21 protein-coding genes and 6 pseudogenes are annotated in these 24,759 nt (G+C 68.0%); 11 read left to right on the plus strand and 16 right to left on the minus strand.

Translation table 11 applies throughout. From position 1 onward, the window contains the following. Positions 1-80: 80 nt before the first annotated feature. Positions 81-2,144, plus strand: a complete 2,064-nt coding sequence (gene fusA, locus ACZ404_RS16235) for an elongation factor G (protein WP_468440208.1) — start codon at positions 81-83, stop codon at positions 2,142-2,144. Between the two features lie 76 nt (positions 2,145-2,220). Here the strand turns inward: fusA and ACZ404_RS16240 are convergent, their stop codons facing one another. Further along, a complete protein-coding gene (locus tag ACZ404_RS16240; RefSeq protein ID WP_468440210.1) occupies positions 2,221-4,014 on the minus strand; it encodes a coagulation factor 5/8 type domain-containing protein in 1,794 nt (597 codons plus the stop codon). Between the two features lie 274 nt (positions 4,015-4,288). Between ACZ404_RS16240 and ACZ404_RS16245 the strand changes: the two genes are divergently transcribed. Genes ACZ404_RS16245 through ACZ404_RS16260 form a run of 4 tightly spaced genes read left to right on the plus strand, consistent with a single transcriptional unit; the run spans position 4,289 to position 8,844 of the window. Then, a complete protein-coding gene (locus ACZ404_RS16245) occupies positions 4,289-5,605 on the plus strand; it encodes an ABC transporter substrate-binding protein (RefSeq protein WP_468440212.1) in 1,317 nt (438 codons plus the stop codon). A gap of 5 nt (positions 5,606-5,610) precedes the next feature. Next, on the plus strand, positions 5,611-6,600 hold the full coding sequence (locus tag ACZ404_RS16250; RefSeq protein ID WP_468440587.1) for a carbohydrate ABC transporter permease: 990 nt from the start codon (positions 5,611-5,613) through the stop codon (positions 6,598-6,600). A 10-nt stretch (positions 6,601-6,610) separates the two neighbouring features. Beyond that, positions 6,611-7,450 (plus strand): carbohydrate ABC transporter permease, encoded by an 840-nt coding sequence (locus ACZ404_RS16255; protein ID WP_468440589.1) that lies wholly within the window; start codon positions 6,611-6,613, stop codon positions 7,448-7,450. Between the two features lie 29 nt (positions 7,451-7,479). Next, entirely contained in the window at positions 7,480-8,844 is a 1,365-nt protein-coding gene (locus ACZ404_RS16260) for a GH1 family beta-glucosidase (protein WP_468440214.1), read from the plus strand. Between the two features lie 104 nt (positions 8,845-8,948). Here the strand turns inward: ACZ404_RS16260 and ACZ404_RS16265 are convergent, their stop codons facing one another. Then, positions 8,949-9,404, minus strand: a complete 456-nt coding sequence (locus tag ACZ404_RS16265; RefSeq protein WP_468440216.1) for a hypothetical protein — start codon at positions 9,402-9,404, stop codon at positions 8,949-8,951. 15 nt (positions 9,405-9,419) lie between these two features. Continuing rightward, the gene (locus ACZ404_RS16270) at positions 9,420-9,605 is read right to left on the minus strand and encodes a restriction endonuclease fold toxin-2 domain-containing protein (protein ID WP_468440218.1); all 186 of its coding nucleotides are present in this window, start codon (positions 9,603-9,605) and stop codon (positions 9,420-9,422) included. Positions 9,606-9,854: 249 nt separating this feature from the next. Here ACZ404_RS16270 and ACZ404_RS16275 point away from each other — a divergent pair, with 249 nt between their 5' ends. Then, positions 9,855-11,780, plus strand: coding sequence for a GmrSD restriction endonuclease domain-containing protein (locus ACZ404_RS16275; RefSeq protein WP_468440220.1), 1,926 nt, complete (start codon positions 9,855-9,857; stop codon positions 11,778-11,780). A gap of 198 nt (positions 11,781-11,978) precedes the next feature. Here ACZ404_RS16275 and ACZ404_RS16280 read toward each other — a convergent pair. The 5 genes and pseudogenes from ACZ404_RS16280 to ACZ404_RS16300 all read right to left on the minus strand — a co-directional run. Further along, positions 11,979-13,183: pseudogene (locus ACZ404_RS16280) on the minus strand (3'-5' exonuclease); the annotation flags it as partial. A gap of 320 nt (positions 13,184-13,503) precedes the next feature. Beyond that, positions 13,504-13,785, minus strand: coding sequence for a restriction endonuclease subunit S domain-containing protein (locus ACZ404_RS16285; protein ID WP_468440222.1), 282 nt, complete (start codon positions 13,783-13,785; stop codon positions 13,504-13,506). A gap of 786 nt (positions 13,786-14,571) precedes the next feature. Beyond that, positions 14,572-15,003 carry a contact-dependent growth inhibition system immunity protein gene (locus ACZ404_RS16290; protein WP_468440224.1) on the minus strand — a complete coding sequence of 144 codons (432 nt, stop codon included), beginning with the start codon at positions 15,001-15,003 and terminating at the stop codon, positions 14,572-14,574. Positions 15,004-15,013: 10 nt separating this feature from the next. Then, positions 15,014-15,382, minus strand: a complete 369-nt coding sequence (locus tag ACZ404_RS16295) for a polymorphic toxin type 28 domain-containing protein (RefSeq protein WP_468440228.1) — start codon at positions 15,380-15,382, stop codon at positions 15,014-15,016. After that, positions 15,382-15,534, minus strand: a pseudogene (locus ACZ404_RS16300) (RHS repeat-associated core domain-containing protein); the annotation flags it as partial. The gene ACZ404_RS16295 and the pseudogene ACZ404_RS16300, both read right to left, overlap by 1 nt. On the opposite strand from ACZ404_RS16300, the pseudogene ACZ404_RS16305 reads away from it, so the two are divergent. Further along, positions 15,534-16,064, plus strand: a pseudogene (locus ACZ404_RS16305) (transposase family protein); the annotation flags it as partial. The pseudogenes ACZ404_RS16300 and ACZ404_RS16305 overlap by 1 nt on opposite strands. A 104-nt stretch (positions 16,065-16,168) precedes the next feature. Here the strand turns inward: ACZ404_RS16305 and ACZ404_RS16310 are convergent. The 4 genes from ACZ404_RS16310 to ACZ404_RS16325 form a co-directional block, all read right to left on the minus strand. Continuing rightward, positions 16,169-16,822 (minus strand): hypothetical protein, encoded by a 654-nt coding sequence (locus ACZ404_RS16310; RefSeq protein WP_468440230.1) that lies wholly within the window; start codon positions 16,820-16,822, stop codon positions 16,169-16,171. A gap of 361 nt (positions 16,823-17,183) precedes the next feature. Further along, complete coding sequence (locus ACZ404_RS16315; protein WP_468440232.1) at positions 17,184-17,600, minus strand: hypothetical protein; 417 nt, start codon at positions 17,598-17,600, stop codon at positions 17,184-17,186. Between the two features lie 704 nt (positions 17,601-18,304). Continuing rightward, positions 18,305-19,168: a hypothetical protein gene (locus ACZ404_RS16320; protein ID WP_468440234.1), complete on the minus strand. Its 864-nt coding sequence runs from the start codon at positions 19,166-19,168 to the stop codon at positions 18,305-18,307. Between the two features lie 76 nt (positions 19,169-19,244). Continuing rightward, the gene (locus ACZ404_RS16325; RefSeq protein WP_468440236.1) at positions 19,245-19,691 is read right to left on the minus strand and encodes a peptidase inhibitor family I36 protein; all 447 of its coding nucleotides are present in this window, start codon (positions 19,689-19,691) and stop codon (positions 19,245-19,247) included. A gap of 343 nt (positions 19,692-20,034) precedes the next feature. On the opposite strand from ACZ404_RS16325, the gene ACZ404_RS16330 reads away from it, so the two are divergent. Both ACZ404_RS16330 and ACZ404_RS16335 read left to right on the plus strand, forming a co-directional pair. Then, on the plus strand, positions 20,035-20,760 hold the full coding sequence (locus tag ACZ404_RS16330; RefSeq protein WP_468440238.1) for a peptidoglycan-binding domain-containing protein: 726 nt from the start codon (positions 20,035-20,037) through the stop codon (positions 20,758-20,760). Positions 20,761-20,796: 36 nt separating this feature from the next. After that, positions 20,797-21,564, plus strand: a pseudogene (locus ACZ404_RS16335) (helix-turn-helix domain-containing protein); the annotation flags it as partial. Positions 21,565-21,815: 251 nt separating this feature from the next. Here ACZ404_RS16335 and ACZ404_RS16340 read toward each other — a convergent pair. From ACZ404_RS16340 to ACZ404_RS16350, 3 genes and pseudogenes are all read right to left on the minus strand, one after another. Next, the gene (locus tag ACZ404_RS16340; protein WP_468440591.1) at positions 21,816-22,079 is read right to left on the minus strand and encodes a ubiquitin-like domain-containing protein; all 264 of its coding nucleotides are present in this window, start codon (positions 22,077-22,079) and stop codon (positions 21,816-21,818) included. Positions 22,080-22,233: 154 nt separating this feature from the next. After that, positions 22,234-22,317: pseudogene (locus tag ACZ404_RS16345) on the minus strand (RHS repeat-associated core domain-containing protein); the annotation flags it as partial. Between the two features lie 131 nt (positions 22,318-22,448). Then, a complete protein-coding gene (locus tag ACZ404_RS16350; RefSeq protein ID WP_468440240.1) occupies positions 22,449-22,820 on the minus strand; it encodes a VOC family protein in 372 nt (123 codons plus the stop codon). 83 nt (positions 22,821-22,903) lie between these two features. Here ACZ404_RS16350 and ACZ404_RS16355 point away from each other — a divergent pair. Then, positions 22,904-23,137, plus strand: a pseudogene (locus ACZ404_RS16355) (transposase family protein); the annotation flags it as partial. A 32-nt stretch (positions 23,138-23,169) separates the two neighbouring features. Next, a complete protein-coding gene (locus tag ACZ404_RS16360; RefSeq protein ID WP_468440242.1) occupies positions 23,170-23,919 on the plus strand; it encodes a hypothetical protein in 750 nt (249 codons plus the stop codon). Positions 23,920-24,142: 223 nt separating this feature from the next. On the opposite strand, the gene ACZ404_RS16365 is transcribed toward ACZ404_RS16360, so the two are convergent. Further along, a complete protein-coding gene (locus ACZ404_RS16365; RefSeq protein ID WP_468440244.1) occupies positions 24,143-24,592 on the minus strand; it encodes a spore-associated protein in 450 nt (149 codons plus the stop codon). Positions 24,593-24,759: the final 167 nt, after the last annotated feature.

Here is a 24,759-nt window from a genome sequence, read left to right on the forward strand (position 1 = left end):
TGAGTTCGTCGTGCCCGGTGTCCGCTCGTCCGGGGAAATCGCGCCGCCCCTCTCCCTGCACCACAGAAAGGTCCTGGGCCGTGCGCACCAGCCTCAGCACCCTCGCCACCATCCGCAACCTCGGCATCCTCGCCCATGTAGACGCCGGCAAGACCACCGTCACCGAGCGGATCCTGTACGCGACCGGCACCACGCACAAGCGGGGTGAAGTGCACGACGGCACCACCGTCACCGACTTCGACCCGCAGGAACGCGACCGCGGCATCACCATCTTCGCCGCCGCCGTCAGCTGCGCCTGGGACGGTCACCGCATCAACCTCATCGACACCCCCGGCCACGTCGACTTCGCCGACGAGGTCGAACGCTCGCTGCGCGTCCTCGACGGAGCGGTCGCCGTGTTCGACGCCGTCTCCGGGGTCGAGCCGCAGAGCGAGTCGGTGTGGCGGCAGGCCGACCGGCACGGCGTGCCGAGGATCGCCTTCGTCAACAAGCTGGACCGCGCGGGCGCCGACCTCGACCGGGCCGTCGACTCGATCCGCGAGCGGCTGCACCCCGTTCCACTCGTCGTCCAGCTCCCGATCGGCGCCGAGGACGGCTTCACCGGGGTGGTGGACCTGGTCCGCATGCGCTCCCTGGTCTGGGCCGACGGCGACGGGACGGCCGTGGAGGGGCCCGTACCGCACGAGCTGCGGGAGGAGGCCCTGCGCCGGCGCCGGATGCTGGAGGAGGCGGTAGCCGAGCTGCATCCCGCCGCGCTCGAGGAGTTCTGCGACCGGGAGACCCTCTCGGCCGCCACGCTCACCGGCACCCTGCGCGACCTCACCCGCACCGGTGACGGCGTGGTCGTGCTGTGCGGCTCCGCCTACCGCAACCGCGGCATCGAACCGCTGCTGGACGCGGTGGTGGCCTACCTGCCGTCACCGCTGGACGTACCCGCCGTACGCGGAGTCCACCGGGACACCGAACAGCGGCGCCCCGCCGACCCCGGGGCACCGTTCGCGGCGCTCGCGTTCAAGGTGCACGCGGGCGGCACCGGCCGCCTGACCTACGTACGCGTCTACTCGGGCGCCCTCGAGAAGGGAGACACCGTGGCCGACCCCGGCACCGGGCGCACCGAACGCGTGACCCGCATCCTGCGCGTCATGGCGGACCGGCACGTCCAGCTCGACCGCGCGGTCGCCGGTGACATCGTCGCGCTCGCGGGCCCCAAGGCGGCGCGGCCCGGCTCCACCCTGTGCGACCCGGGCGCTCCGCTGCTCCTGGAGCCGCCCGTGACCGCCGAGCCCGTGGTGTCCGTCGCCGTCGAGGCGCGCCGGGCCACCGACACCGGCCGGCTGGCGACCGCGCTCGCCCGGCTGGCGGAGGAGGACCCCTCCCTGGTGGTCCGCACCGACGCCGAGACCGGGCAGACCGTGCTGTCGGGCATGGGTGAGCTGCACCTGGAGGTCGCGGTGGAGAAGATCCGCCGCGACGGTGGACCGGAGGTCGGCGTGGGCCGCCCGCGGGTCGCCCACCGGGAGACCGTGGTGCGCGGGGTGCGCGGGCTGGTCCACCGGCACGTCAAACAGGACGGCGGTGCGGGCCAGTTCGCCCACATCGTCCTCGACGTCGAGCCGCTCGGCGACGAACCCGGCGGCACCGGGTTCGCGTTCCGGTCGGCCGTGGTCGGCGGGCGGGTGCCGCAGGAGTTCGTGCGCGCGGTGGAGGCCGGCTGCCGGGACGCCCTGGCCGAGGGACCGCTCGGCGGTCACCCGGTGACCGGTCTGCGGGTCACGTTGACCGACGGCTCCACCCATGTGAAGGACTCGTCCGACACCGCCTTCCGCACCGCCGGCCGGCAGGGCCTGCGCGAGGCGCTGCACGCCTGCGCCATGGCCCTGCTGGAACCGGTCGCCGAGGTCACGGTCACCGCTCCCGAGGACGCGGTCGGTGCGGTGCTGGGCGACCTGGCCGCCCGGCGCGGCCGCGTCACCGGCTCCGAGACCCGGGGCGGCGCGGCGGTGCTGACCGCCACCGTGCCGCTGGCCGAACTCTTCGGCTACGCGACCCGGTTGCGCAGCCGCACCCAGGGCCGCGGCACGTTCACGACCCGCCCGGCGGGCTACGCACCGGCGCCGCGGACGGTGCCGGTGACGGCCCGCTAGCCGGGGTCGCCCGCCCGCGGTTCGTGTCACGCACCGGCCAGGTGCGCGGCACGAACCGCGGCGGAGCGCCCCCCGCTCACGGATACGACACCACCGTCGACGGCGTCGTCGAGGTGCCCGACGTCGGCGCCCCGGTGTCGTTGATCACGTGCTCGTACTGGCCGTTGCCGCCCAGCGAGATCACCAGCAGATCGTGGAACCGCACCCCGGGCCGGTTCGGCGCCGCGAAGCCGCTGTGCTGGACGATGCTCGGATCCACGTTGAAGTAGCAGTAGCTGCCCAGACCCCAGGCCTCGTGCGCGGTGACGTCGTCGCCGACCTTGTACGCGGCGTACCCCTTCACCGGACCGTTCTGGATCGCGGCCTGGTTCGGGGCGTCGTACGCCTTCTCGTTCTGGAAGAAGACGGTGCGGCCCCGCTGCCCGTACCACTGCACGTCGTACTTGTTGAAGTGCTCCACGAAGAGGCCGGTGGCGAGGACGTCGTCCCCGTGCACCACGACTCCGTAGTCGGCGCGGTTGGTCTCCCAGCCCACCCCGGTGCCGTGGTCGGCGCGCCACACCCAGGTGTGGTCGACGATGGTGTGGCGGCTGTTGATCACCATGCTGGTGGTCGCCAGGCCGGCGCCCGCGCCGCCGATCCGCACGAACACGTCCTGCACGGTGGTGGGGTCGGCCGAGTGGTCCCGGGCCGCGCCGGGCGGGCCGACCTCCAGCAGGGTGCGGGAGTTGACCGGCCCCGCGTCGATCAGGAACCCGGCGAGCCGTACGCCGTCCACGTCGGCGACCTTCAGGGCGGTGACCCCGTCGTCCGGGACGATCGTCGCGTACCCGAGCCCGAGGACGACCGTGCCGGGCCGGTCGACCCGGATCGGCCGGTCCACGTGGTAGATGCCCGGGGTGAGCAGCAGGTGCAGCCCCTGGGCCAGGGCCTGGTTGAGGGTGGCGGCGCTGACGCCCGGCCGCGCGACGTAGAACCGGGTCAGCGGCAGTGAGGTCCCGCGCGGAGTGCCGTTGCCCCAGGTGACGCCCCGGGCACCGACACGCTTCGCCGGCAGGAAGACCCGGAACTCGTCGCCGCTGACGTACAAGAACGGCTTCTCACGGGAGACGGGGGTGGTCTGAAGCGTCGTGTACGGCGGGTTCGGGAAGCTCTGCGCCGGGGCGCCCTCCACGCCCGAGAACACCATGTTCCACACGCCGTTGAGCCAGCTGCCGATCACGCTGTCGCGGGTGTACCACTGCTGCTGGGAGTACGGTCCCACCTGGCCGTCGATACGGCTGTCGGCGATGTAGCCGCCGCTGGCCCAGCCGTAGCCGGAGGGCGCGAGGTTCAGTCCGCCGCGCACGTGCATCCGCCGGAAGGGCGCCGCCTGGGCCACCGCCCACCGGTTGGTGCCGTTCGCCGGGACCAGCGCCAGGTTCTCCGCCGAACGCCAGAAGTTCTGCGTGGCGTTGCCGTTGAACCAGCCCGCGTCGACCGTCACGTCCCCGTGGATCGTCGTGTCGTCGGGGGACAGGCCGAGGCCCGCTATCGAGGTGTAGAAGCCCAGCTGGGCGTTGAGGCCGGTGTAGGTGCCGGGCTTGAACAGCAGGGCGTAGCGGCCGGTGCCGAACTGTGCCGACTCCTGCCGTGCGAACACCTCGTCGAGGCGGTCCTGGATGCCGGGCGTGCCGGGGTCGAAGACGAGGACGTTCGGGCCGAGATCGCCCCCGCCCCGCAGGACGCGGGGCGGTGTGCGGCGGGCGGTCGTGGCGCTCGCCGGCGTGGCGAGACCCGTCACGCCGGCCAGGCCGGTCACTGCCGGGGCGGCGGCCGCCGCGGCGCCGAGGACGGCTCTGCGACCGACAGATGGGGAGGAAGAGGACATGTGCGGCTCTCCTGGTTCAGGAAATGAACGAAGTGGGGGCTGGGAGCGCTCTCTTGCCGATGGATGCTTCAGTGGCTTGAAGGATGCGTCAAGGGGTGGGACGGAAATTCGCGAACGGCCCCTCCGGCGGCCCGCGATGCTCAACCGTTGCTGTCGGATCCCTTGACGAGCGAGCCGGCCCCGGATTAACTCACGTCCTAAATTAAGCCATGAGAGGTCGCTGGGCCTCGAGGGCACCGCACGTCTCGACTCCCGGAAAGGGACACCAGGAGCCATGCGCAGCATCCGAGCCGCGGCCGTAGGCGCCGTCACCCTGTCTCTCGCCCTCGCGGCCACGGCCTGCGGAGGCGGTTCGTCGACCGGCGGCGGGTCCAACGACTCGCCCAGGACGCTGACGTACTGGGCCTCGAACCAGGGCGCCAGCATCGCCGTCGACAAGAAAGTCCTGCAGCCCGAACTCGACAAGTTCGAGAAGCAGACCGGGATCAAGGTCAAGCTGGAGGTCGTGCCCTGGTCCGACCTGCTCAACCGGATCCTCACCGCCACCACGTCGGGCCAGGGCCCGGACGTGCTGAACATCGGCAACACCTGGAGCGCGTCCCTGCAGGCCACCGGCGCCCTCCTGCCCTGGGACACGAAGAACTTCGCCAGGATCGGCGGCAAGGACCGCTTCGTCGACTCCGCCCTCGGCTCGACCGGCGTCCAGGGCAAGGACCCGGCCGCCGTACCGCTCTACTCGATGGCGTACGCGCTCTACTACAACAAGAAGATCTTCGCCGACGCCGGCCTCTCCAAGCCCCCGGCCACCTGGGACGAACTGGTCGCCGACGGCAAGAAGATCAAGGCCAAGGGCAAGTCGGTGCTCGGTGCCGAGGGCGCGAACGTCTCGGAGAACATCCACCACGTCTTCGTCTTCGCCAAGCAGCACGGCGCCGACTTCTTCACCGCCGACGGCAAGCCCGACTTCACCAACCCCAAGGTGGTCGAGGCGGTCAAGAGTTACGTCGACCTGATGGCCAAGGACAAGGTCATCCCGACCGGCGACGCCGAGTACGCGCAGAACCAGTCCGTCAGCGACTTCGCCAAGGGCAAGCAGGCCATGCTGCTCTGGCAGTCCGCCGCCGCCAACCTCACCTCCCAGGGCATGAGCGAGGACGCGTACGGCGTCGCCCCCGTGCCGGTGCGCTCCGGCGCCCCCGGCACCGGCACCCAGGTCAACTCCATGGTCGCCGGCATCAACATCGCCGTCTTCAAGAACACCCACAACCTCGACGGCGCCGTGAAGTTCGTGAAGTTCATGACCAGCGACACCGAGCAGAAGACCCTCAACACGGCCTACACCTCCATACCGCCGGTCAAGTCCGCCCAGTCCGACGCGGCGTTCAGCTCCCCGGCCACCGCGGTCCTGAAGCAGACGCTCGCCACCAGCGCCGCAGCGCTGCCGCAGGTCCCCGCCGAGTCGCAGTTCGAGACGTCGGTCGGCACGGCGGTGAAGGGCCTGTTCGCCGACGCCGCCGCCGGCCGCGCGGTCACCACGGACTCCGTGAAGGCCGCGCTGCAGAAGGCCCAGGCGCAGATGCCGGCGGCGTGAACGCGATGACGACCACCACCGTCGAGGAGCCGGTGCGCAAGGAACTCCCCGGGGCGACGGCGAGCGAACCCGGCCGCCGCCCCGGGCGGATCCGCCGCGTCTGTCTGCCCTACCTGCTGCTCCTGCCCGCCCTGGTCCTCGAACTCCTCGTCCACCTGGTGCCGATGGTCATCGGCATCGTGATGAGCTTCAAGGAGCTCACCCAGTTCTACATCCGCGACTGGGGCACCGCCCCCTGGTCCGGCCTCGCCAACTACCGGGTGTCGGTGGACTTCGACGCCCCCGTCGGCGAGGCCCTGCTCCACTCCTTCTTCGTCACCGTCGGCTTCACCCTGCTCTCGGTCGCCCTGTGCTGGCTGATCGGCACGGCGGCAGCGATCTGCATGCAGGACACGTTCCGCGGCCGAGGGCTGCTGAGAGCGCTCTTCCTGATCCCGTACGCGCTTCCGGTGTACGCGGCGGTCATCACCTGGGTGTTCATGTTCCAGCACGACAACGGCCTGGTGAACCACGTCCTGCACGACCAGCTCCACCTCACCGACAAGCCCTCCTTCTGGCTCATCGGCGACAACAGCTTCTACGCCCTGCTGACCGTGTCGGTGTGGAAGGGCTGGCCGTTCGCCTTCCTCATCGTGATGGCCGGCCTGCAGAACATCCCCGGCGAGCTGTACGAGGCCGCCGCCCTGGACGGTGCCGGCGTCTGGCAGCAGATCCGCCGGATCACGCTCCCGTCCCTGCGCCCGGTCAACCAGGTCCTGCTCATCGTCCTGTTCCTGTGGACGTTCAACGACTTCAACACGCCCTACGTCCTGTTCGGCAGGTCGGCACCGGAGGCCGCGGACCTCGTCTCGGTCCACATCTACCAGGCGTCCTTCGTCACCTGGAACTTCGGCACCGGCTCCGCCATGTCCGTCCTGCTCCTGCTGTTCCTGCTCGTGGTGACGGGCGTCTACCTCCTCCTCACCTCACGCGGCCGAAGGACGTCCGATGTCTGATCCCTCACCCATGTCCCCGCCGCGTTCGTTCCTCTGGTCCCGCCGCGTCTTCCTCACCCTCCTCACCGGCTTCGTCCTGACCCCGGTGTACGTGATGGTCTCCAGCTCCCTGAAGCCGCTCGCGGACGTCACCGGCAAGTTCCGCTGGTTGCCCAGCGGCCTGACCGTCCGGCCGTACATCGACATCTGGTCGACGGTCCCGCTCGCGCGCTACTTCGTGAACTCCCTGATCGTGGCGGGCGCCGCGACGATCTGCTCGGTCGTGACAGCGGTGTTCGCGGCCTACGCCGTCAGCCGCTACGACTTCCGCGGCAAGCGCGTCTTCACGGTCACGGTCCTGTCGACGCAGATGTTCCCCGGCATCCTCTTCCTCCTCCCCCTGTTCCTGCTCTACGTCAACATCGGCAACGCGACGGGCATCGCCCTGTTCGGCTCCCGGGGCGGCCTGATCCTCACCTACCTGACGTTCTCCCTCCCCTTCTCCATCTGGATGCTGATCGGCTACTTCGACTCGGTGCCGCGCGATCTGGACGAGGCGGCCCTGGTGGACGGCTGCGGCCCGCTGGGCGCGCTGCTGCGGATCGTCGTACCGGCCTCGATCCCCGGCATCGTCGCGGTCGCCGTCTACGCCTTCATGACCGCCTGGGGAGAGGTCCTCTTCGCGTCCGTCATGACCGACGACACCACTCGCACCCTCGCCGTCGGCCTCCAGGGCTACTCCACCCTCAACGACGTCTACTGGAACCAGATCATGGCCGCCTCGCTGGTCGTCAGCGTGCCCGTGGTGGCCGGCTTCCTGCTCCTGCAGCGCTATCTCGTCGCGGGGCTGACGGCGGGCGCCGTCAAGTGACCCCCACCCCTGATTCCGAAGGGACTTCCGTGTCCAACCGCATCGACCTCGCCGCATTCCCGCACGACTTCCTGTGGGGCACGGCCACAGCGGCGTACCAGATCGAGGGTGCCGTCGCCGAGGACGGCCGGGCGCCCTCGATCTGGGACACCTTCTCCCACACCCCCGGGAAGATCGCGAACGACGACAACGGCGACGTCGCCTGCGACCACTACCACCGCTGGCGCGAGGACGTCTCCCTGATGCGCCGACTCGGCGTCAACGCCTACCGCCTGTCGGTGGCCTGGCCACGGGTGATCCCCTACGGGAAGGGCCCGGCGAACCCCACCGGCCTCGGCTTCTACGACGAGTTGGTGGACGCCCTGCTGGACGCGGGCATCACCCCGTCCGTCACCCTCTACCACTGGGACCTGCCCCAGGCCCTCCAGGACCGCGGCGGCTGGCCCGAACGGGACACGGCGCTCGCCTTCGCCGACTACGCCGCGACGGTCGCCGCCCGCCTGGGCGACCGCGTCAAGCTCTGGGCCACCCTCAACGAACCCTCCTGCTCCGCCTGGATCGGCCACCTGGAGGGCACGATGGCACCCGGCTGGACCGACCTCACGGCCGCTGTCCACGCCTCCTACCACCTTCTCCTCGGCCACGGCCTCGCCACCCAGGCGGTCCGGGCGGCGGCCCCCGACGCCGAGATCGGCATCGTCAACAACCTCTCCACCGTCCACCCCGCCACCGACCGCCCGGAGGACATCGCGGCCGCCCAACGCCACGACGGCCACGTCAACCGCTGGTGGCTGGACCCGATCCACGGGCGGGGCTTTCCTTCCGACATGGTGGAGACGTACGGCGTGGATCTGCCCCTGCGCCCCGGCGACCTGGAGACGATGGCCACGCCCCTGGACTGGCTGGGCCTGAACTACTACTTCCCGGCGTACGTCTCCGACGACCCCACCGGCCCGGCACCTCACGCCCGTTCGGTACGCCGCGAGGGCGTCCCGCGCACCGCCATGGACTGGGAGATCGACGCGAGCGGCATCGAGACCCTCCTCCTCCGCCTGACCGAGGAGTACGGCGCCCGCAGGATCTACGTCACGGAGAACGGCTCCGCCTTCCCGGACGTCGTCCGCCCCGACGGCACCGTGGACGACCCCGAGCGCCAGGACTACCTGGAACGCCACCTGGCCGCCTGCGCCTCGGCATCCCGCAAGGGAGCCCCCCTGGCCGGCTACTTCGCCTGGTCCCTCCTGGACAACTTCGAGTGGGCGTACGGGTACGAGAAGCGGTTCGGTCTCGTCCACGTCGACTATCGGACCCAGACACGGACGATCAAGGGGAGCGGGCGACGGTACGCGGACATCGTGCGGGTGCATCGGGGGGTGGTGGGGCGGGCGGCTTGAGTCGCGCCGCCCAGCAGGAGAAGGAACCGCCGCAGATACTCAGCGGAGCGGACGGTCAGGAAGTGCTCGAGGACCGCGCGCCACCTGGCGACCCACGGAGCCGGTCACTCGGCTCCCGCGGCTGCCAGGTGATCGCGCTTCATGGCGGCGACGTCCGTGGCATCTCCTGTCGCCGGCAGACGCCACGGCGTCTCGTCGCCGTTTTCCATCACGAAGCTGCTCATGAAGCGCACACTGGCCGGTGAGGGTACGTATGAGTCGCGGAGCCACACGGCGAACAGCGCCGCTTCATCGGCGGTCGCCTCGATGATGCTGACATAGGCGTAGTCGGTGCTCGGCATGGCTGACGTTCCGGTGACGTAGATGCCTGGAGCCACCTCGACCTCGAAGTCCAGGACAGGAAAGCCGCGCAGAGCGGAGGTGTTCGCTTCCAGGAAGGCACCGGGAAAGTCCCGCTTCAACGCGCCTCGCAAGGTCTCCAGGCTCGCCTGGCACGCGGCAGGGTTGTCCTCGGGCGGGGCGAAGACGAAGTTCGATCGGAGGTTGTACTCGGCTGCCACAGAAGTCCTTCACTCTCAGGGTACGTACCGCGCGGAACCACTGACACCGCTCATGGCCATCATCGACTCCCAGTAGGCGGCGTTGTCCTTGCCGTTGGTCACGATCTCAAGACCACGGATCTCCGAATTGGCCGGGTTGGCCATCGCGTTCTTGTAGCGGCTCAGCTCCCGTTCGTTGCAGGTCCGGAGGCAGCCCCACACGCTTCTCCTCACGACGAACAGTCCGCCCGATCCGGCTGGCTGAACGTCTGCTCTACCGCACAAAGTTCGTATGGCGCGGCCACGGCAGCGCATATCGGGGGAGGGAGATGCTCGGCGGGGCGGTTTGAGGCGGCCCATCGAGGTGTGGGTGCCGGAGCGCCGCGCCCGCCGATTCATGGCTGAGCCGTCATGTGTGGATCAGGCCGTGGATATCGTGTGTGTAGCAGAGCATTCGAAGTTGGGGGCGGCGTGGGGCTGGCGAACGAGAAGATCATCTCCCAGGTGGAGGACCTGCTGCTCGGCAGAGTGGTGATCCCGTCCATCCAGCGTGACTTCGTCTGGATGAGGCCCGACGTACGAGATCTGTTCGACTCGCTCTACAGGGGCTATCCGGTCGGCGCGCTGCTGCTGTGGAAGACCAATCTGGCCGTTCCCTTCAAGACGGCAGCCGTCGTCCAGACCGCCAAGTCCGAACACCAGCCCGTTTATCTGCTGGACGGGCAGCAGCGGCTGACCTCCCTCGCCTGGGTCTACCGACCGGAGTCGAAGGCCGATGGCCGGCTCATCGACCTTCGGTTCGACGTGCGCACCGAGGAGTTCGTCAATCCGAGCGCCGTACAGCGGAAGGACGAGCTGCTGATCCCGGTGTCGACTCTGCTGCAGGAGAACGTGCAGTTCTACCAAGTCCTGCACAAGGCAGGAGTGCCGTTCGACGACCCGAACTTCGACACGTGGACTCAGCGGTTGCAGAAGGTGAACAACATCCGGCATCACCAGATCGCCGTCATCACCTATGAGTCCGACGACTATGAAGAGGTGGCCGAGCTCTTCGCACGGCTGAACAAGGGCGGCAGGCGGCTGTCCAAGGGCGATCTCGTATACAGCGCCATCGCGGCCCGATGGGCCGATGGTCTGGAGACCATGGATGCCTTCCACCAGGAGCTCGAGGACAGCAACTTCCCTCTGAACAGAGAGGCCGTCCTGCGACTGATGAGCCTGCTCGCCGGTACAGGGGCCCACCACATCAAGCTCATCGGGGCGCACATCGACGAAGCCGCACTGAAGGAGGCCTGGCAGGCCACCGAAAGGGCTCTTCGCTTCGCCATCGATTTCCTGAAGGGCGAGTGCTCGATCCCTCGGTCCGAGGTCCTTTCGTCGCCGAACGTCGCCATCGTGCCGGCCCTTCTGTTGCATCACCGGGACGGCAAGCTGCGACCGGGGGAGGCCCAGCTTCTACGGCGCTGGGTGTACACGGCCATGGCGTTCAGCCACTACTCGCTGCAGGTCGAGGGCAAGCTCGACGCGGAGGCCAGGCTGATCAAGTCGCGGGCGGGAGAGGAACTGTTCGCCGAACTGATCCGTCGCGCCTCCGGTACCCGGTCCCGGGACAGCGCCCTTCACCCCAGGGATCTGGAGCAGAAGTACTCCACACATCCCTTCTTCAAGCTGCTCTACATCGCGGCGCTGCGGGGGACGGCGCGGGACTGGGCGACGAACATCGCGATCAGTGACCAGCCGATGAGCAGCGGTGCCAAGATCGAGTTCCACCACGTGTTCCCACGCGCCCGGGTACAGGGGACATACGCGAAGGAGGAGTGGAACAGCCTGGCCAACCTGGCCTTCGTCACCGGCCAGACGAACAAGATGATCTCCTCCCGGCTTCCCGCCGAGTACATGGCGAGTATCGCGCCGGAGCGTCTGACCGAGCAGTGGATCCCCGGTGATCCGGAACTGCGGTCCCTGGACAGGTTCCCCGACTTCCTGGCTGCACGGAGGAGCCAGCTGGCCAACGTCCTCAACCGGCTACTGGGGCTTCCCACCTACGACGGACAGGCCACCCACCAGGATGCCGATGAGTTGCCTGCCGACGAGGAGGTGATCGCAGAGGACCCGACGGCACCCACGCTCGTCGGCGCGGCGGTTCAGGAGCTTCGCACGGAGCATGGTGTCGAGATCCACGCGGTCTACGAAGGCCGTCGCGTCAACGCGTACTACAACCCCTCATCCCGCACGGTGACGATTTCCTCGGGCCCGGGCCGCGGCGAGTACGAGACTCCGAGCGGGGCGGCTGTCGCCGTGGTGAGAGCCCTCAATCCGCATGTGAATCCCAATCGCAACGGATGGTCGTTCTGGACCGTCAGTGCCACTGGGGATCTGCTGCAGAGCATCCGTTAGCAGTTTCGTCGTGCGGGCGAGAGGCTGGTTGAGTGGGCAGCGGAGGTCTATGCGGCCCTCGCCGCGCACCTGCCGGCACAGGATCCGGCGCTCGGGACCAGGAGGATGCCGCCGGAGGATCCCCGGCGGCCGTTCCTGGTACCCCGAGGGCCGATCATGACGCGTTAGCCGAAATCAGGCACGGCACACTGGGGCCGGTCACACCGCGACCGGCGGCCGGACCCTGATCAGTTCCTCGAGGAACGGGCTCGGCTCTCCGTGCCAGAAAATGTTCAGGCTGTCGCGGGCGCGCGTGGCCGCCACGAAGAGCAGGGACCGGGCCCGCTGCATCTCCGCCCGGTAGCGCGCCGGGTCCGTGGTGCGCCGCTGCTGGACGCTCGCGCGCGGCACCAGCCCGTCTGTCACACCGGCGATGATCATGCGCTGGTATTCCAGACCCTTGAACCGGAACATCGTGCCGATGTGGACGCCGCTGTCACCGCGGGGCCCGTCCGGGCCGATCTCCAGGGCCCGGATGCCGTGCTGAGCCAGCGTGTACGCGGCTTCGCTCGCCATCTGGTTGGTCGGCACGGCGATGGCGATCTGCTCGTGCGGCACCTGACCCCAGGACTCGATCAGCGCGGCGATCGCCTCGCGCTCGTCCTGCCAGCCGCTCAGCCGGTGCAGGTCAGGTACGGCGCCGCTGAGCACCGACCGGTACCCGGCCAGTGTCTCCGTGCTGCCGTCGAGGTCGTCGTAGCTTTCGTCGCCGAGCACGTTCAGCGCGGAGCGCAGGATCTGCCGGGTGGTGCGGTAGCTCAGCGACAGCTTCGACGACCTGCCACGGATGTTGATGCCGAGGCTGCCGAGCGTCACCTGGTTCTTGTAGATGCGCTGATGGGTGTCACCGACCAGGAAGAGGTCGTTGCGGTCCGGCGCGGTCATCGCGCGCAGCATCTTCCAGTGCGCGGGCCGCAGGTCCTGGGCCTCGTCGACCACGATGTGCCGGTACCGGTAGCGCAGCCAGCCACCCGAACCATCGGCCACGTGGACGTGTCGAGGCCGCCCGCTTCGTCCCGACGGCGGTCGATGGCCTGGATACGCCGGGCGCGTTCTGTCTCGAGCTGCGCCGCGCGCTCCGCGACCTGGTCCCACGTCTGCACTCCGAGCCGATCCAGACGCTGGGCGAACCGCTCGGTGAGCTGCCAGATCTCCGCGCGTTCGGCACGGCTGACCGTGCGTCCGCGTCCGGCACGACGGGCACGGAAGTAGTCCGTGCGGGAGGTCACGGCCTGACCGAGGATCACCTGCGTCCACTCGTCGTTCAGGAACTCCGCGTCCCACCCGTCCTCGCCGAGCTCGTCCAGGAGCGAGCGCCATTCACGGACCGCCTGCGCCTCGTCGATGATCCGCTTGATACGGCCGAGGAGCTCGAAGTCGCCCAGCGAGTTGCAGTCCTCGGGGTTCAGGGGCGAGATCTGCACGTGTGTCCTCGAATTCAGTCGCTCCGCGAGTACCCGATCAGCCACGATGCGCGCGTGAAGACACGGTAGTGGATGCGACCGGTGTCGGGTACAAGGATTGGCGGACGGAGATATCAACCCTTCGGAGTGAAGAACCTGTGAGGGTCTGTCCTCGGGGTGGTGGGCCGCTGCCTCACGGACGTGCCTCTTCGTTCGTTGGCTCCCGGGACGGCAGTAACTGTCCGCCGGTCAGTCCTCCCGACAGCAGCCTGGCCTTCTCCTCAGCGAGCCGCGTGGCTCGCCGCGCCTCCATCCCGGAGTTCATGCACGCGCCGGAAGGCCTGTCCGTATCGCCGCTGTTCCTCCAGCGGCAGCAGCACGCGCAGCCGGCCGGGGGTGACAGTGAGAACGGTGCTGCCCGTCGACGCGCCCGCGATGTTGCCCTCCGCGCCCAGGAACCCGGCCAGGAACCAGGCGTCCAGGCGTCCCGGGTCGGGCCGGAACAGGTGGACCTGCGGGCCCAGCAGCGTACCGGCCTCCTCCTCGCTCGCGCCCCGCACCATCGGGCCGTCCCCTGCCGCGACCGCTCGCCGGAGCACGTCCCCGGAGGCAATCACGGGCGCGGTGGCGCTGTGCAGCTCCGCCGGGTCACCGGTCGGCCCCGACCCGCCCGCGATGTCGGAACCGGTGAGGACCGGCTTGTCCGCCGAGCCCCCGTCCCTGCCCCTCGCACGCCCACGCGCGCTCGCCGGCACCGTGCGCGGAAGCGCCAGCGCACCACCCCGCGCGAGGTCCGAAGCCGTTGCGGTGCACCACTCCCGGGCCGAGGCGCCCCACCGGCAGAGCCACCACCGCGCGCAGGGTCCCGATGCGGACGAGCTCCGCCCGCACGCGACGCCCGGATGCGTGCCCGGCTGTGGCCGACGGGAGGACCAGCGTCGCGTAGCCACCCGGGGTCATGCGCGCCAGAGCGTGCTGCACCCGGGTCAGCTACGACTCGGCGCGCGGCGGTACCCCGTAGGCCCAGCGGGGATCGTGGGCAAGCTCGTGTCATGACCCCAGTCCCTGACACCGAAAGGCAGATTGCACAGCACCGCGTCCACGAGCAGGTTCGGGAAGGCGACCGCATGGAGACTGTCGGCGGCGCACGGTGACCGTGCCCCCCGGCGTGGTCAGCATCAGCCCGGCCGTACAGCTCGCGTGCACCCCGGTGGGCGGCAGCCGCCAGCAGCGCCCTGCTGCCGCAGGCAGGGTCGAGAACGCAGGCGGGGGTGCCCGGGACACTGAACTGACGATGCTGGCCCCATAAGTCCAGCCATCTCTCTGGTTCCTCTGCCGGTGCATCCGTATCACAGCAGGTCCGACAAAGCGGAGCGATAGTCGTCCACCTCCCGCTGGACATACGAGGAGATATCGGTGAGCAGACTCAGTGTCTCCGCCAAATGGCGGGCAAGTTCCGGCACCTCCCGCCAATACGATTCCTTTCGCGTCAACACTGCCGACAGCAAGTCATCGTCATACCAGCCAGTTTCTGCCTCCTGCGGCACCGTTTCACGCAAAAAATCCAGGGCCACGGGCAGAAGCCAACGAAGGCCGACATCCTGACTGATCAGTCGACGCAGGTCCTCTACGGACAGATCCTTGATGGCTCGCCGCCTCAACTCGTGGACGCCGCGGACCAGTGTCGTACTGTTCTGGGGTGCATCCGGCCAACGATGCCCCTCTAGTTCCTCAATTGACTTATCCTTGTCGACAAAATCCGAGAGCACCAAGCCGTCCATTCTGACTAGCTCATGTACGATGTCCGACCGAATGCAGGAAACCATTGAGTCGGTCGAGTTCCCCGATTACCTCCTTACGCTTCGAGGTTAGAACATCCAGACCTCGCTCCGTGAGCGTTTCGGGTGGACTTTCGATCTCCCTCTGGAGAACCCTTCTCACCCTGTCCAAGCCGTCCCGCGCCTGCTTCAGCTCAGCGATATGGTCAAACGGGGTTCCATCGGCCTTGCGTGCGACCACCTCTCCGTTCGCTTCCCGTCTGGCGGCATTATAGTGATTGTGATTGGGCTGCGAGTTTACGTCCCAAGAGGATCTTTCTTTATGTTCTCGAACTTTTCGATAGCCCGCTGCGCCGCCGGTGAAATCCCCAACTCGCCGCATTCCTCAGGCGCGAGCCCCATCGGGTCGGCCCAGCTGCACGGGTTGTGGACATACATGACGGGGTTTGGCGCAGGCGCGAGTCCCAATGGATCCGGGGTGGCGTACCGGGCGGTGTCAGGGTCGTAGTAGCGGAAGTAGTTGTAGTGGAGGCCTCCTAGCCGCGCTAGCCCCGGACCTCCAGGCGGCCGCCGGCACTGCGGCATCCAAGGCGTTCGTGCTCTTGGACGGGACCCTGCTGCCGATCGACCGTATTGCCGCCGACGGGCCGTACTACTCCGGGAAGCATAAGAAGCACGGGATGAACGTGCAGGTCATCGCCGATCCATTCGGCCGTCTGCTGTGGGTCTCGCCGGCCCTGCCCGGCGCCGTCCACGACGTCCGTGCGGCCCGTGAGCACGGCATCGTCAGCACCCTCGCAGACGCAGGCATCACCTGCTGGGCCGACAAGGCCTACCAAGGCGCCCGCGGCACAGTCCGCGTTCCCTACCGCGGCCGTTGGGAGACGCTCTCCGTCGGCGAGCAAGCTGTCAACCGCTCCCACGCCAGAATCCGGGCTCTGGTCGAGCAGGCCGTCGCCACCCTCAAATCCTGGCGGCTCCTGCGCAAGCTCCGGTGCTCGACCAACCGCATCACCGGCCTGGTCAAGGCCATCCTCGCCCTTCACCTGGCAGCGTTACGCTGAGGTTTGAAACGGCTCACTGGATGCCTTCCGCACGCGCACCGGCCCACCCCGTCATCGGTTCGCAACCTCAGGAAGAGCTGCCCCGGCCTCGGCAAACCTCTTGATCAGAGCCTTCCCAGCAGACCTCGCAAGCTCATACGTCGACGTTTGGAGCTAGCCCCGTCGTCTACTGTCCCTCTGACGGGGACGATTCGATCGGGCCGACCAAGACCTGAAGTCTGGATCCAGTTCAGGCCGACCACTTGGCCAGCAGCTATGAGTTCTTGTTCCTGCCCAGGTGGAGAAAGCGTGCTGTCGTACCCCTGAGCCATGCCCTCCCTGGTATCCGCAAACAGGTAGAGCTCAGCGTAGATCTGGCCGTTGTGCTCCCACTCGTACCGCACAACAGGCTTGCGAAGGATCGTCTCGAACCACTCGGCGGCCCGCTCGGCCAGCTCCTCAGGGGAGCCGTTGACCTCCATCGAAAACGAAGTCGGCCGCTCCGGTAGAAAGTACAACTGATTGTGCAGCCGGTCGCCGCGCATCGTCGAACCGGTGATGTGGACTCCGAAGTCAGCCAGCGAGAGCTGTGACGTCCCCAACGTGACAACCGCCAAGAGCGATGAGTCGTCTTCCGGCCTCCCCACCCAGCTGGACGCGAAGGGCACGTCCCAGCACCCCGCGAGGGCTCGGAGCCGTGCCGCGAAGGCGAGCTCAGCCTCGTCGATCTCCAACTCGTCAACAAGGCCATCGATCTCGAACCACGGGTTTTCAGGCACCTGGCCACTGTAGAACGGCGCAAGTTCCGACTGCGTCACAAGTCAAACATGAGTACGTTCATCGACGCCGGGGACGTGCTGAGCACCGGTCGAAGGCCATTGATCATGGCGAGCCAGCGGCGCGCATCAGCGCATCCAGCCCAGTCAGTACCATGCGAGGACCTCATCGTCGGCGGCAATCCGAGCAAGGGCTTCGTCCGCCAACGTCCGTAGATCAGTAGGGAGCGTCGGCATCGGCGGCAGGTTGAAAACGGCTCAGTAGCCCAGGCGCCCTGGTCGCCGGATGCCCGGGCCGGCTCAGGCCGGTGCGGCCGTCAACGTCCGCCTCGGGCCCGGTGCCGCGCTCGGCTGCCGACTGAGGTCAGAACGCCTTCAGATAGACCCTGGCCCGATCATTCTTGAGCGCCTGGACGTAGATGTCGATCCACTGCACCGTCTTGCGGCGATCGTCCTTCACGCACGGGGGGCAGACACCGGCAGAGCGGGTTCCCTTCAGCGTTTGCGGCTCGGCCAGCCCGAGGTGCCGGAACAGCTCGCCGTCCGGGGCGAAGTCGACCTTCTTCACCTTCAGCGGTTCCTCGGGACGAAGGTCTGCCGCGATGCCTTCGGCGTTCTTCTCGCTGGTGACGAACGAGAGGAGGTAGATGTCCTCCTGGTGGTTGATCTGCACGGCTCCCTTGACCTCGGTCGCACCCTTGGGCGCCGTCACGTGCATGAACGCCGACGCCTCGGGTGCGCCGGCGTTCTCGTCCCACCGCGAGGTGCGCCCGTCGGTCACACGGCGATCGTCCGTGTCCGGGCCGGAGCAGGCGGAAAGCAAGAAAGTGGCTGCCACTGCCGCGATGAGGAGGGCACCTCGTTTGGTCGTCACCGGTTCTCCTCGTCACCGCGCGAGAGATCGCCGCGGGTTCCTTCTCGTCCTTGGTCCGGCGGGCTCACTGTCGGTTTGGCATCGCTGTTCAGGTCGTGCGTGTACGTGGAGCTACTGCCTCGCGTGTCGAACTCCCGAGCAAGTCCGGTCTTGTGTAACCGCCCCATCTCGGAGTCCGGGATCACCACACCTCCGGGGAAGGTGGTCGACTTGCCGGCGTCCCAGTTGTACCGGTCCCACACGTTGGCCTGGTATCGAGCGAAACCTTGGGCTTGCCGTCCGCCCCGGGGGTGACGGTGACCATCCCCGACACGTTCTGCTGGTGGGAGCAGACCGCGCAGAACCTCTCGTCGCTCCGGAAAGTGCGACCGACCGCCTTGCTTTCCACCGGCACGACGACCGTCTTGTCACCACCGGCCTTCTCGAAGGCGTCGAGCCCTTGCTGTCGCCACGCGTCCTGGTTCTGGGCGATGTGGACCGAGACATCGTCGCGAAATCCGAGATCATCCTTGAGGATGCAGTCGATGTCCAGGTCCAGTGGCTCACCCGTCAGGCCGCGTGGTCACCTCGGGGTGTCACTGCCCGCATCAGGCGGGGACGCTCCCCGGCGGTCAGTTCGCGTACTGACGCATTAGGGCGCGGATGCGCGCGGCGTCCTTCCTCAACGCTCGCCTGACCTCCGCAAAGGCGGATTCCGAACCCTCGATGGCTCGTTGCTGGTAGGCCGACTCGACCGCGGACTCGGTCTCGATCAGGTGGGTTCGCTTCTTGCAGGCGACGTCGGTCTTCGCCACGTTGATCTCCAGGGCGTCCGGAGTGGCGTGGTTTCGGGACCAGCGCGTGTCGCCGGCCGCCTTGAAGGGGTCGGCGTAGTGGTAGCCGTGTGCCTTCATGCACGCCGACCAACGTGCGAAGACGGCCTTGACCCTAGGGTCCCGCTGGGTCGCCTCGAAGGCGTCCCTCGTTCGGCGTGCCATCGACGCAGCCGGGGCGTCGGCCTGTTGCGCACTGCCGTAGACGATCCGGTCGGCGCGAGTGGTACAGGCCGCCAGTTTGCGCCGCTCGGAGGCGGAGAGCGTCGACAGCGACTGTGGGGGCGACGCTCCCCGTGTCCGGGGGCTGAGTTCGTAGCCGTAGGTGCGGGCGAGGGCCGGATCACTGATGCCGTAACGCCGGGAGGCGTACTCGTGGTCGATCGCCAACGAATCCTCGATCTGCTGCTTGACACCGCCGGAGCGGGGAGTGGGCTTCCGCAGGCAGTTGTTCCTGATCACGGTATGGAGGACCGACTGCTGCGCCTGCTGTTCGGGGCTGAGTTGGTAGGCGTCGAACGGCATGCGGTTCGCCGGCGCGGCCGCAGTGCCGGTCGGAGGTACGGAGGCGGGCTGTCTCGTCTCCGAGCAGCCGCCCACTGCCGCCGCCGCTGCGGTCAGCGCAAGCAGCAGCTTCGCCGCCTTGGTCCGCCGTGGGGTCACACCGCTTCCTTTCCCGTCGCCGCGGTGACGGGGCGCCGCAGGGTGCGCGGCCGCCCCGTCCCGGTCTCGTCTCAGGTCAGGCGCAGTGGTCGACCCTGATCGACGCCTCGTTGTTGCGCAGATCGCCGTTGAGGTTCCCCGCGTGGCCCGGATGGAGCCAGTTGTTGTCGTGGTAGTTGCCGTAGGGGCCGGTGAAGCCGGGAGAGATCCAGGTCGTCACGTTGCAGTTGGTGGTGTTGTTGCCCATCGAGGCAGCGTTGTTGCGCACGGCCTGGCCGTTGCTGAACGTGTAACCGCTGAGATTCGAGTAGCTCGTGCCGCTGGGCCTCCAGCTGCCCCCGGTGAGACCCGGGCTGTAGAAGAGACACAGGTACGTCCCGCAGGACTGGGAGAAGCTCGACCACGTGTCGATGTTGGTGGCCTGCGCGGAAGGGGCCAGCCCCACCCCCAGGCCGCCGACGCACACGGCGCCGGCGACGGCCAGGGCCGCGCGCCTGCGCAGGGAGCCGATCAGCTCAGCCATTCGGTTTCCTTCCCTCGTTTTCTTGGTCTCGGCGACTCCGGCCGGCAACCGCAGGGCGACAGGAGTCGTCGGCGCCCACACCCTCGTGTCAGCGCGCCGCTGGAGAGCGGTTGTGTGCAGGAGCCTGCCGGATGTGCCGGACACTTCGCAGACCCACCGGGCAGCCCGGGACATCCCGGGACGTCCCGGGCGGTGACCTGCGGAAACACCGTACGAAGGGATACGTCCCGGGACACCGGTGAGGCGCTCGGTGCCCTCTGCCCGTGACCGGATCGGATCTGGACGGCCGTTCGCGGCGACATGTTCCATATGAGTGGGGAGCTGGTGCTGGGGTGGGAGCATCATGAGATGGAAGGAGCTGCCGCGCTCACTCGGCGAGGATGAGCGCAGGCTTGTGGCCCAACTGCGGCGGTTGAAGGACCACAGCGAATTGAGCCTGAAGTCGCTGCAGGCGAAGACGCCGTTCAGCAGCTCGTCGTGGGACCGGTATCTGAACGGGACAGTGCTGCCGCCCCCTGCCGCCGTCGAAGCCCTGGCGAAACTGGCCGGCGAGGATCCCGCTCCGTTGCTGGCCCTACGTCATGCGGCGGCCAGGAGCACCGATGACGACGTGCCCCTCGGAGAGCCGGCCGACGCCGGTGCAGAACGGGGGGACGGGGGGCCGGCAATCCGGGTGGGAGCACTGGCCGTGGTGGGAGCCGCGCTGCTCCTGTCGGCGGTGATCTCCGTTCTGCTGGTGCTGGACTCCGGGCACACGGGCGTCTCGAACGCGTCGCAGGGGGCGAACGGGGTGGGAAAGTACACGTGCAGGTACGCGCGCCACGGCGACATGCTGTTCGCCGGGAACAGCGACACCACGTCGCAGGTCGTCATGCGCAACAACACGGGCCCGGCAGCAGCCGAAGTGCAGTGTCTGCTCCTGCGCCACAAGCTGTCACCCGGGGACGTCGACGGCTACTTCGGTCAGCACACGGAGTCGGAAGTCAGGCGACTTCAGCGTCAGGATCACGTTCCGGCCGACGGCATCGTCGGCGAGCAGACCTGGGCGCTGTTACGCCATGTGGACTGAGGAGCGGTGAGCGTGCGACAGCGGGGGAGCGGCAGCATGCGGAGCGCGGCGAACCGGCAGCGGCCGCCACAGCCGCTGCCGGACGCATGGGTGCGCCTCGTGGCCGAGTTGCGCGAACTGAAAGAGCGAACCCGCTTCAATCTGGCCGACCTGGCAGCGGCCACCGCCATCAGCAAGTCGTCGTGGGAGCGGTATCTGAACGGCAAGCAGTTCCCCCCGCTGCACGCCGTGCGGGCGCTGTGCCAGGCCGCGGACGAGGACGACGCCCGGCTGGTCCGGCACTGGGAGGCGGCGGACGCGGCCTGGGGTCGACGCGGACATCCCTCCCCCTCCTGCGACTCCGGCCGCCGACCTCCCCCAGGGCGGGTACGGCACCTGCTCCTGGCCGCGTCCGGCCTGATCGGCAGACACCCCAGGGCCACGGCGGCGGTGACCTTGCTTCTGTGCGCCATGATGCTGGTGCCCGCGGCTGTCTTCCATGCCTCCCGCGGATCGGGCCCAGCACCGGCCGCCCGCCCGCCCGTCTGCCGGCTCGGAACCTGCGCAGGCCGTAACCCGCGTACCACGGCGTGCGAGGACCCGAAGACGTTGGCGAGCCACACGGCCGCCGACGGCACCCGGCTGGAGATCCGTGAAAGTCCCAGTTGCCGAGCCGGCTGGATCCGCGCATGGCCCGCGCATCCCGGCTTCCGTATCGAGATCACCGGACCACGGGCGCACGCGCAGAGTGTCGTGGGCACCCGTCGGCCGGCGGATCAGCAACTGGTCACGACCAGCATGATCGCCGCACCTCGGCCGTCGAGCCTGCGCGCGTGCTATTACCCCGTGAGCGACAGGCCCGGTCGGGAGTGCTTCGGCGGTGGTGCGAGCAATGCTCAGTACCTGTGGATCATTCCTGACGGAAGGAGCCGTAGGGCCCTTGCTGCAAGAGACGCCGCGCTGGGCGTCACTGCCCTGCCCACCACCCCGCAGCAGCGGGCCACCCTGTCCATTAAAACGGCCCGTTGTCCTCTCCCGGAGGACGATGCTGACCGATCACGGTCACGACTCGCCGACTATTCACTGGCCCACATGATCGCGTTGATGAGGTCGCCGCTGCACTCTTTCAAAGCCCTGACCGCCCTCGCCCTTGAACAACCAACCTGTTGCATGATCAATTCGATGTCCTTGGGGTCAACCCCGGTCTCGTCGGGGGTGTCGTCGGAGATGTCGTCCTCAAACTCGGGGATGTACTCGAAATCTTCCGGCATGAACTCCTCCAAAGGGCGAAGAATTACCCATCCCTTCCACTGCTCAGGCACTGTGAAACAGGTTTCCATCCCGCTTCGCTGATATGGCTCCTTAGCCGCTGCCGCAGGATCCTGTCGTCGTTCTCCGGCGCACTCTCGCAGGAAGCAACACACGCAGAGTGGCTAGCGAACGTCGCCCGTGACGGCGTGCGCGACGGTAATGAGCGACCCACCGGAGACGCTCTAGTCCGAGCGGGTCCGGCGTGAGGTATCGGGCGGTTTCGGGGTCGTAGTGGCGGAAGTAGTTTTAGTGCAGGCCCGTTTCTGGGTACGTGCAGCGGGTTCAATCCGGTCAGCGGCAAGTCCTCGCTGGCCCGGGCCGGGCGGTGGGCAGGGCGGGACGCGCAGGAGTGCAGCCGACGGGTCAGTTCGGCGGCCTGCGCTTCTCGCCCAAAGTCGTCACGCCTCCCGGTAGAGGTTGGCGATGTTGCCGTCTGGGTCGCGCAGCCACACTGAGCGGCGTCCCCACGGCTGGGTTGTCGGCGGTTTGAGGATCTCGACACCCTGAGCCGGCAGGCGTTCGTGGCGTGCGTCCACGTCGGTGACGTGGAACTCCAGGGTGAAGCCTCCACTCGCAGCGCCGGCCATCGATCCGGGCACCATCGACTCCATGCCCTGGGTGGAGAAGAACGACAGGACGGCACCGGGGACGGTCACCCGGGTGAAGGGGTCGCTTTCTTCGACATCTGCGTCCCGGACGGCGGCGCAGAAGGCGGCGAGGGCCGGGACATCGTCGGTGATCAGGGGGGCGCCGGTGAAGTGCGGCTGCATTTGGGCATGGTAGGTCGAGGGTCGGACACCGTGCCCTGGCACAGGAGGGAGTCTGCCGGTCATGGGTGAGATGATCTCGTCGTATCTGGTTGACAGCGGCGTCGGCGTTCTCCTGGACAGCCCGGTTCACCGCGCTGAGCCCGCGCCAGGTCGGCAGACTGATCAGCGGTCTACGGCGTGAAGGTGTGGACTTGGTGCGTAGGGGCCGACCCTGGAGCCTGCCGCTGAAGGACCGCGTGTTCCTGATCGCCGCGTACTGGCGGACGTACCAGACCCTGCGTCAACTGGCCCCACTGTTCAGGGTGTCCAAGTCTGCGATCGGCTGCAAGAGTTCAAGGGGGTGGGTGCGGTGGATGCGTTGACACTGGTGTCCGCGCTGGTAGCGCTGGCCGGCGCAGCCACGACGGTAGTGCTCGGTTACTGGACGCAGCGGCGCCTGCGCGTGATGGAGCAGCGGAGTCTCATGGACTCCTACGGAGGCTCTCTGGCCTGGGCCGCGTACGACCTGCAGTCCAGGTTGTACAACATCCTGCACGGCCATCAGACCGACCTCTCGCCTGGGTCCTTCCTCGGGTTCATGAGTTTCTTTCACATGCAGGGCACGCCGGAGCAGCGCGAGTACGTGCGGCGCAGCACGGTGTTCGTGCTCGCCGAGTACTTGGGCTGGGTGGAGATCCTGCGACGGGACATCCAGTTCCTCGACCTTGGCCGGTCACGGACCAACCGAAGCGCCGTAACGGTCATCTCGTCCATCAGCACAGTTCTGAATCGCACCACGTCGGCCGACGATGTACTGCGTGTTTGGCGCGCCGAGCAGCGGGCCCTCGGAGAGCTGATGGTGCACCCGGAGGGAGAACCGGGTCGGCGCAGGTGCCTGGGCTATGCCGAATTCTGCGCAAAGCTCGACGGCGACGACGTCTTCCGCCGGTGGTTCACCCCGCTCCTCGAGGACATGGACCGGCTCGCTGGGGACACAGCGCAGGCCGTGCCCCGGCTCGCCGAACTCCAGCGGAAACTCATCAGCCTGATCGATGTGTTGGACCCGAAGGCCGAGCGGTTCCCACAGTTCCGCCAACCGACCAGCGTGCCGCCGGGGTGATGGCGGCCAACTGACAGGGTCCTGCCCTGCCGCCAACACGTAGGCCGGGCCACATGCGCCTCGTATTTCATCCGCTCTGGTGGCTTGTGCCGTTTCAGGGCCGCCCCGGCAGAACCCGCGGAGTTCTGCCAGGGCGAGCCCGACCGCTACGCGCCCCCGCACGACCTGCGTGTCAGGGTGCTGTCCCGGTACCGGAACGTGGAGGCCGGGCGGGAGCGGTGGGTCAGCGGGTGAAGGTGACCCGGCTCTCCTTCAGGGCGCCGCAGTTGGAGTTGGTCACCTGGACGTACACGTTGCTGATGTTGCCGCCCCAGTCGACGCAGTGGCCCTTGCCGTAGACGTAGGTCGGCCCCGCGTACGACGTGTACTGCCCGTAGTCGTCGTCCCCTTGGTCGGTGTCGGAGACGTAGATCCATGCGGACATGTCCAGGACGGTGCCGGGGTTGGTGCGGATGGTCGTGACGCAGTTCTTGCCGTTCGACGAGTTGTACGTCAGATAGACGGTGCCCAGCGAGCCGACGGCTGCCGAGTTCACCGTCTTGTAGCCGCTTCCGCAGACCTTCTGCGGCGTGGTGTTGGCTGCGGCCGAGGCCGGCGTTGCCAGAGCGGTCATGGTCCCGAGCGGCAGGGCCGCTAACGCGAGGGTAGCCAGAATGGAACGCTTTGATGCCATATTTCCCCCTTATTGGCATTGGCGGTGATTGCTTTTGTCTCGTATGACACGCAAGGCATTCGCATGGTTGTACCGCGTTCGCAAGAAATGAGTGATCAAGACCACTGATCGCGTCCATCCCGGCCGTCGCGTGATCGAGGGTGGCTCAGCTGGTCACCGAGTACGGG

It is taken from the genome of Streptomyces sp. NPDC030798, assembly GCF_055572275.1.

Bases quoted from the DNA above. Each gene is read 5' to 3' on its own strand.
- ACZ404_RS16240 (WP_468440210.1), bottom strand. From the start codon at position 4,014: ATGTCCTCTTCCTCCCCATCTGTCGGTCGCAGAGCCGTCCTCGGCGCC.
- ACZ404_RS16245 (WP_468440212.1), top strand. From the start codon at position 4,289: ATGCGCAGCATCCGAGCCGCGGCCGTAGGCGCCGTCACCCTGTCTCTC.
- ACZ404_RS16250 (WP_468440587.1), top strand. From the start codon at position 5,611: ATGACGACCACCACCGTCGAGGAGCCGGTGCGCAAGGAACTCCCCGGG.
- ACZ404_RS16255 (WP_468440589.1), top strand. From the start codon at position 6,611: ATGTCCCCGCCGCGTTCGTTCCTCTGGTCCCGCCGCGTCTTCCTCACC.
- ACZ404_RS16285 (WP_468440222.1), bottom strand. From the start codon at position 13,785: ATGGTGCGGGGCGCGAGCGAGGAGGAGGCCGGTACGCTGCTGGGCCCG.
- ACZ404_RS16290 (WP_468440224.1), bottom strand. From the start codon at position 15,003: ATGGACGGCTTGGTGCTCTCGGATTTTGTCGACAAGGATAAGTCAATT.
- ACZ404_RS16295 (WP_468440228.1), bottom strand. From the start codon at position 15,382: ATGCGGCGAGTTGGGGATTTCACCGGCGGCGCAGCGGGCTATCGAAAA.
- ACZ404_RS16325 (WP_468440236.1), bottom strand. From the start codon at position 19,691: ATGGCTGAGCTGATCGGCTCCCTGCGCAGGCGCGCGGCCCTGGCCGTC.
- ACZ404_RS16330 (WP_468440238.1), top strand. From the start codon at position 20,035: ATGAGATGGAAGGAGCTGCCGCGCTCACTCGGCGAGGATGAGCGCAGG.
- ACZ404_RS16340 (WP_468440591.1), bottom strand. From the start codon at position 22,079: ATGGAAACCTGTTTCACAGTGCCTGAGCAGTGGAAGGGATGGGTAATT.
- ACZ404_RS16350 (WP_468440240.1), bottom strand. From the start codon at position 22,820: ATGCAGCCGCACTTCACCGGCGCCCCCCTGATCACCGACGATGTCCCG.
- ACZ404_RS16365 (WP_468440244.1), bottom strand. From the start codon at position 24,592: ATGGCATCAAAGCGTTCCATTCTGGCTACCCTCGCGTTAGCGGCCCTG.